We start from the raw sequence: 6,751 nt of genomic DNA, 5'->3' as shown, positions 1-6,751 counted from the left end.
GAGGGAGCTTGCTCCCGCTGGGGCTCGAAGAGGCCCCCAAAGATGGGACTGCTGCGCAGTCCAGCGGGAGCAAGCTCCCTCGCCACAAGGTGGGTGTCACATCAGCGACCGAGTTACTTGGCCGCCCACGCGTTAAAGCGCTGCTCCAGTTGCTCACCGTTATCCGCCCAGAAGCTCACGTCGATCTGCACCTGATTGGCGATGTTTTCCGGGGTAGTCGGCATGTCTTTCAGGATGTCCTTCGCCAGCAACGGTACCGCCTGGGTATTGGCCGGGCCGTAGGCGATGTTTTCCGAATAGGTCTTCTGCTGCTGCGGCTGCACCGAGAAGGCGATGAACTTCTTCGCCGCGTCAGCACGGTCCTTGGCCAGGCCTTTTGGAATGGCCCAGGCGTCGAAATCGTAGATCCCGCCGTTCCACACCACTTTCAAATTGCTTTCTTTCTGCACGGCAGCGATCCGGCCGTTGTAGGCAGAACTCATCACCACGTCGCCAGAAGCGAGGTACTGCGGCGGTTGGGCGCCCGCTTCCCACCACTGGATATACGGCTTGAGCTCATCGAGCTTCTTGAACGCACGGTCCTGGCCATCTTTGCCGGCCAGCACCTTGTACACATCCTTCGGCGCCACACCGTCAGCCATCAAGGCGAATTCCAGGGTGTACTTGGCGCCCTTGCGCAGGCCGCGTTTGCCCGGGAATTTCTTGGTGTCCCAGAAATCGGCCCAGCCGCCTGGCGGTGCTTTCAGTTTGTCGGCGTTGTAGGCCAGCACCGTGGACCACACGAAGAAACCCACGCCGCACGGCTGGATCGCGCCCTTCACGTAGTCGCCCGGGTTGCCGAACAGTTTCGGGTCCAGGGGCTCGAACATGTCTTCGTCACAGCCACGGGACAGTTCCGGCGACTCCACTTCCACCAGGTCCCAGGACACGCTCTTGGTGTCGACCATGGCCTTGACCTTGGCCATTTCACCGTTGTATTCGCCGGCGACGATCTTGCCGTTGCCCGCGCTTTCCCACGGTGCATAGAAGGCCTTGACCTGCGCCGCCTTGTTCGCGCCACCAAAGGACACCACCGTCAAATCAGGGCCTGCCATGGCCTGTGTCGCGCCCATCAAGCTCAGGGCCAGGGCGGAATATTTCAGGGATCTCAACATTGTTGTTCTCTCCACGTGCGAGGTTGGTGAAGCAAGGGGGCGATCAATTCGCCTCTAGAAGTGGGTCGAGTGCGCGAACGTGCTCGACTTGCCAGCCAATCGGTACCACGTCGCCGACCGCCAGGGCTGTGTCCAGCTCGGCGATCGGTTGTTTCACAAAAAAATCGGTCTTGCCGCAGACTTCCAGGCGCACCCGTACGTGGTCGCCCAGGTAGATGAACTCGGCCACGCGCCCGGAGAATCGGTTGACGCAGCTTTCACTGGAGCCATTCAGGCTGACGCGCTCGGGGCGCACCGACAGGGTCACCGGGCCGCCGACCTGGCCGACGTTCACCGCCAGCGCCTCGACCTTTTCGCCGCGCGCCAGTTCGACCACGCAGCGGTCGCCGGTGTGGCTGTGCAGGCGGCCATTGAGGCGGTTGTTCTCGCCAATGAAGTTGGCGACGAAGGTGTTTTTCGGTTCTTCGTACAAGGTACGCGGGGCAGCGATCTGCTGGATCTCGCCCTGGTGGAACACCGCCACCCGGTCGGACATGGTCAGCGCTTCGCCCTGGTCGTGGGTCACGTACACCACGGTCACGCCGAGGCGCTGGTGCAGGTGCTTGATCTCCATCTGCATGTGTTCGCGCAGTTGCTTGTCGAGGGCGCCGAGGGGTTCGTCCATCAGCACCAGCTGTGGCTCGAACACCAGCGCCCGGGCCAGGGCCACCCGCTGCTGCTGGCCACCGGAGAGTTGCGCCGGGTAGCGCTGGGCGAAGGCATCGAGCTGGACCATGCTCAGTACACGCTTGACCCGCTCGCTGATGTCGGTCTTGCTCAGGCCGCGTACAGAGAGCGGAAACGCCAGGTTCTCGGAGACGGTCATGTGCGGGAACAGCGCGTAGTTCTGGAACACCATGCCGATGTCGCGCTTGTGGGGCGGCACGTTGTTGATGGAGCGGCCGGCCAGCTGGATCTCGCCGGCGGTGGGGGTTTCGAAACCGGCGAGCATCATCAGGCTGGTGGTCTTGCCAGACCCGGACGGCCCGAGCAGGGTCAGGAACTCGCCCTTGCGAATCTCCAGGTTGAGGTCTTTGACGATCAGGTTCTCGCCGTCGTAGCTCTTCTGCACGCCACGAAAGCTGACCAGCACATCATTTGAATCCACCTCGCTCATACCCGCACCTTTTTGTTTTGGACTGCCGTGGAACAAGCGTAGTCCCAGGGCAAGGCCGCGCAAATCGGGGGCCCGGAGAGATTGGCATCAGCAGGATGGAAGGTTTGGGGTAGGGATTGCCCTACACGGATGGCGGGGATAGAACAGAGCAGTTACAAACCCCACGCTACAAGCAGCAAGACCGGGCAGCGCGGCGCTCGGCAGGCAGTCGCAAACAGGTATGCCGCTATAGGAGTTTGTGCTCCATGGCGTACTTCACCAGTTCCGCCAGGGAGGTGATATTGAGCTTTTGCATCAGGCGCGCCTTGTGGGTACTGATGGTTTTGCTGCTCAACGCCAACTGCTGGGCGATGTCGTTGACGTTGGCGCCCTGGGCCAGGCGCTCGAATACCGAGAACTCGCGCTCCGACAACAACGAGTGCAATGGGCGCGAATCGGTGAGGCCGACTTCGAAGACCATGCGGTCTGCCAGGTCCGGGTCGATGTACCGTCCGCCCGCCGCGACCTTGCGAATCGCCGTCAGCAGCAGCGCCGGGTCGCTGTCCTTGGTGGCGTAGCCGGCGGCACCGACCTTCAGCGCACGGGCGGCCATTTGCGCTTCGTCGTGCATCGACAGCACCAGGATCGCCGGGGGATTGTTCAGCGCACGGATCCGCGGGATGGCTTCCAGGCCGTTGACGCCAGGCATCGAGATGTCCAGCAACACCACCTCGCAGGGGACGTGGCGCAGGGTCTCCAGCAACTGCTCGCCATTGCTCGCCTCGCCCACCACCAGCAGGTCCTTGGCCAGTCCGATCAGTTGCTTGATGCCTTCGCGAACGATGGTGTGGTCTTCAGCTACCAGTACACGGATCACTGTGGATGTCCTCTTCTTTTGGTTATCAATCCAGCGGCACCGTCACACTCAGGGTGGTGCCTTCGCCCAATGCGCTGTCCAGGCTCAACTGCCCGCCCATGATCAGCACCCGCTCGCGCATGCCCACCAGGCCAAACGATACCGGGCGCCCGGGGGCCTGGACGAAACCTGCGCCGTCGTCGCTGATGGTCAGGCGCAGGTGCGCGCCCTCCACTACCAGCGTCAGCTCGACAGTATGCGCCTGGGCATGGCGCATCACATTGGTCAGTGCCTCCTGCAGGATGCGGAACAGGCCGATGGCCTTGGCGTCGCTCAGCGCCGGCAGATTATCCGGCACCTGCACCAGGCACGGAATCTGCGTGCGGGCCTCGAAACGCCGGGCCTGCCATTCGATCGCCGAGGCAATCCCGGCATCGAGAATCGGCGGACGCAAGGCGGTGGCCACATCGCGTACCAGTTGGAACAGTTGGGCGATCAGGCGCTTCATGCTGTTCAGCCGCTCGTGCAGGCCAGGATCCAGTTGGGCGTAGGTCAGCTCGCACATCGAGGTTTCCAGCTTGAGCACGGTGAGCATCTGTCCCAACTCGTCGTGCACTTCCCGGGCGATGCGGGCCTTCTCTTCCTCGCGCACGGTTTCCAGGTGGGCCGACAATTCCCGCAATTGCGCGCGGGAGGCGTCCAGCTCCAGCTCGATGCGTTTGCTCTCGCTGATGTCCCAGACAATTCCGTCCCAGACCACGGCGCCGTCTTCCAGGCGTCGGGTCACGGCCTTGATATCGGCCCAGCGCTGCTCGCCCAGGCGAGTCAGGATGCGGCCCTGCCAGGCCCAGTTGCTCTCGGTCTCGATGGCCTGGTCCTGGGTGCGGTGATAACTGGCGCGGTCGTCGGGATGCACCAGGCTGCGAATGCCCATGGCCGGATGGCTGAGCACTTCCGGCGCGTAACCCACCAGGCCCTCGCTGCCCTGGCTGATGTAGGCGAACTCGATCGCCTCGCTGCGCGGCAAGCGCTCCAGGCGAAACACCAGCCCCGGCACATTGGCGGCGATCCCTTGCAGCCGCGCCTCACTTTCCTGCAAGGCCGCGAGGGCCCGGCGACGCTCGGTGACATCGTTGAGGTAGACCACCAGGTATTCGCCGTCGGCAAAGCGCAGGAAACTCAGGGACACATCGGCTGGCAATACGCTGCCATCGGCGCGCAGGCAATTGGTGGCAAAACTCTGTGGCCCGTCTTCGCTGGCCCGGGCGCGCTTCCACAGGTTGAGCCAGCGGTCCATGGTCAGCGTCGGGTCGAATTCGATCAGCGGGCGTTCGATCAGGGCGCCGGGGGCGTAGCCGAGCATGGTTTCCGCCGCCTGATTGGCGTAGCGCACATGGCTGTCCCAATTGACCCAGAGGATACCGACGGTGCTTTGGTCGATGGAGAACTGGGTCAGGCGCAAGGCTTCGGCACCGGCGGCGCGGGCGGCGCTTTCTTCGCGGGCGGCCAGCAGATTATGCTCCAGGCCGCGTTGCTGGCGGCGCTGCCAGAACACCACGGCCAGGCTGGCGAGCAATAGCAGGCCCAGCAGCAACGTGAGGTTTTGCCAGAAGCCGGGGGACTCGGTCACCCGTGGGTATTTGGGCTGCAGCCAGCGGCTGTGCAACTGGTCCAGATCACGAGCGGGAATCGCGCGCAATGCGCTTTGCATGATATCGGCCAGCTCGGGCCAGTCGCGCCGCGTGGCCACCCGCAGCAATTGCGGCAGGCCGATATCGCCGACCACGGCAAGGCCGGCGAACTCGGTTTCGCCCGACAACCGGCTCAATTGCGCCTCATCCACCACCGCATACCGCGCCTGCTGGCTCACCAGCAATTGCAGGGCCTGGCGCTCCATGGGCACGCCTTGCAGGTTGAGACTCGGGTAGGTGCTGCGCAGGTAATCCGCCACTGCGCTGGGCATGCGCACGGCGACGCGGGATTGGTCGTCGAGTTTCTCCAGGTCGACGGCGGTGCTGCCATCACGAACCCCGACAATGTGCTGGGGCACCCGCATATACGGATCGGAGAACAACCACAGGCGCAGGCCGGCCGGGGTTTGCAGCAGGCCGGGGGCGAGGTCGACCTCGCCGTCACGCACCGCCGCCTCCAGTTGCTCCTGATTGGGAAAGTTGCGCCAGGTCAGTTCGATATTCAGCGCCTTGGCCAGCCACTGCATCAATTCGACGTTGGCCCCGGACAGCCGCTGCAAGCGCCGATCGTATTGGGCATAAGGCGCCTGTAACACCAGCCCGACCCGCAGGTCGGGATGCTGTTCGAGCCATTCGCGCTGGCCGGCATCGAGCTGCGCCTGGTGAGTGGCAGGCGCAGGCACGGCGCCCGCGATCAAGGGAAAGCATATACAGCCGATAACCAGCAGGTAGCGAAAACCCATGATCCACGTCTCATATCACTGACAAATACTGACCAACCCATTAGGCTGCCGGAATCACTTCTGGCCGGAAATCAACGATGCCACTTTCCCACCGCTCGGCACTGCCAGCATTGTGCCTGTCGCTGCTGTTTACCAGCGCCTTTTGTGTCGAGGCCGCCGACACTCCCGCTCCCGCCCCGGAAAAGCCGGTGGTGCGCCAGCCCTTGCCGGAGCGCAGCCAGGAAGAAGCCAACGCCCTGGAACGACAAATCCCGCAGCAGGAACAACAACAGTTGCAGGCTGGCAGCGATTCTTTCCTGGCTTTGTGGAAGCCGGCCAACAGCGGTGAGCCTGAAGGCGTGGTGATTATCGTCCCGGGCAACGGCGAAAGTGCTGACTGGCCTCAAGCAATCGCGCCGTTGCGCAAGAAATTGCCGGACGCTTCCTGGGGCACCCTGAGCTTGTCGCTGCCGGACCTGACCCTGGACACCTTGCCACCCCGCGTCATCGAATCGCCCAAGGCGACCGTGGAGACCAGCAGCAAAGACGCCAGCACCGTCGCCAAACCCGTGGAGCAAGCCGCCAGCGCCGAAGCGGAAGGCACTGACCCGGCCGTGGTTCCCGGCACCGATGAACAAGACAAGACCGACGCCACGCGAATCTTCGCGCGCATTGACGCCGCCCTCGCCTTCGCCCAGACCCAGAATGCCCGCAGCGTCGTATTGCTCGGCCACGGCACCGGCGCCTGGTGGGCCGCGCGTTACCTGAGTGAAAAACAACCGGCGCAGGTGCAGAAATTTGTCATGGTGGCCGCGCAGACCCCGGCGGGCCGTGCCCCGGACCTGCAACAACTGGCACCGAAACTGAAGCTGGCCACGGCAGATTTTTTCTATCAGGACAACGTCCAGGCACGCAAAGCGGCCCAGGAACGTTCCCAGGCCAGCAAGCGTTTGAAGAATGACAGCTACAAGCAGGTGTCGTTGAAGGCCTTCCCCGATAACAGCCAGGCCGGACAAGAGCAGCTGTACCGGCGGATTCGCGGGTGGTTGAGCCCGCAAAATCCCGGAGACTGATCGTAAATCTCAAAAACACTGGAGAACAAAATGTGGGAGCGGGCTTGCTCGCGAATGCGGTGAGTCAGTCACTGCATCTGTTACTGATCCACCGCATTCGCGAGCAAGTCGAATCGTCGC

General features: G+C 63.2%; 5 protein-coding genes. 1 reads left to right on the top strand and 4 read right to left on the bottom strand.

The features are described 5' to 3' along the window. Positions 1-113: 113 nt before the first annotated feature. The 4 genes from ACW9I6_RS01900 to ACW9I6_RS01885 form a co-directional block, all read right to left on the bottom strand. Positions 114-1,154, bottom strand: a complete 1,041-nt coding sequence (locus tag ACW9I6_RS01900; RefSeq protein ID WP_010167251.1) for an ABC transporter substrate-binding protein — start codon at positions 1,152-1,154, stop codon at positions 114-116. Between the two features lie 43 nt (positions 1,155-1,197). Then, positions 1,198-2,310 (bottom strand): ABC transporter ATP-binding protein, encoded by a 1,113-nt coding sequence (locus ACW9I6_RS01895; protein ID WP_003210974.1) that lies wholly within the window; start codon positions 2,308-2,310, stop codon positions 1,198-1,200. A 226-nt stretch (positions 2,311-2,536) separates the two neighbouring features. After that, positions 2,537-3,166 (bottom strand): response regulator, encoded by a 630-nt coding sequence (locus tag ACW9I6_RS01890; protein WP_003210977.1) that lies wholly within the window; start codon positions 3,164-3,166, stop codon positions 2,537-2,539. Between the two features lie 25 nt (positions 3,167-3,191). Then, complete coding sequence (locus ACW9I6_RS01885) at positions 3,192-5,579, bottom strand: PAS domain-containing sensor histidine kinase (RefSeq protein WP_003210979.1); 2,388 nt, start codon at positions 5,577-5,579, stop codon at positions 3,192-3,194. Between the two features lie 77 nt (positions 5,580-5,656). On the opposite strand from ACW9I6_RS01885, the gene ACW9I6_RS01880 reads away from it, so the two are divergent. Next, entirely contained in the window at positions 5,657-6,631 is a 975-nt protein-coding gene (locus tag ACW9I6_RS01880; RefSeq protein WP_102604413.1) for an alpha/beta hydrolase family protein, read from the top strand. Positions 6,632-6,751 lie beyond the last annotated feature (120 nt).

The organism is Pseudomonas sp. SDO5522_S412 (assembly GCF_054071215.1).
Note: the sequence above shows the minus strand (reverse complement) of the source record. Positions and strands in the feature narration are given on the sequence as shown.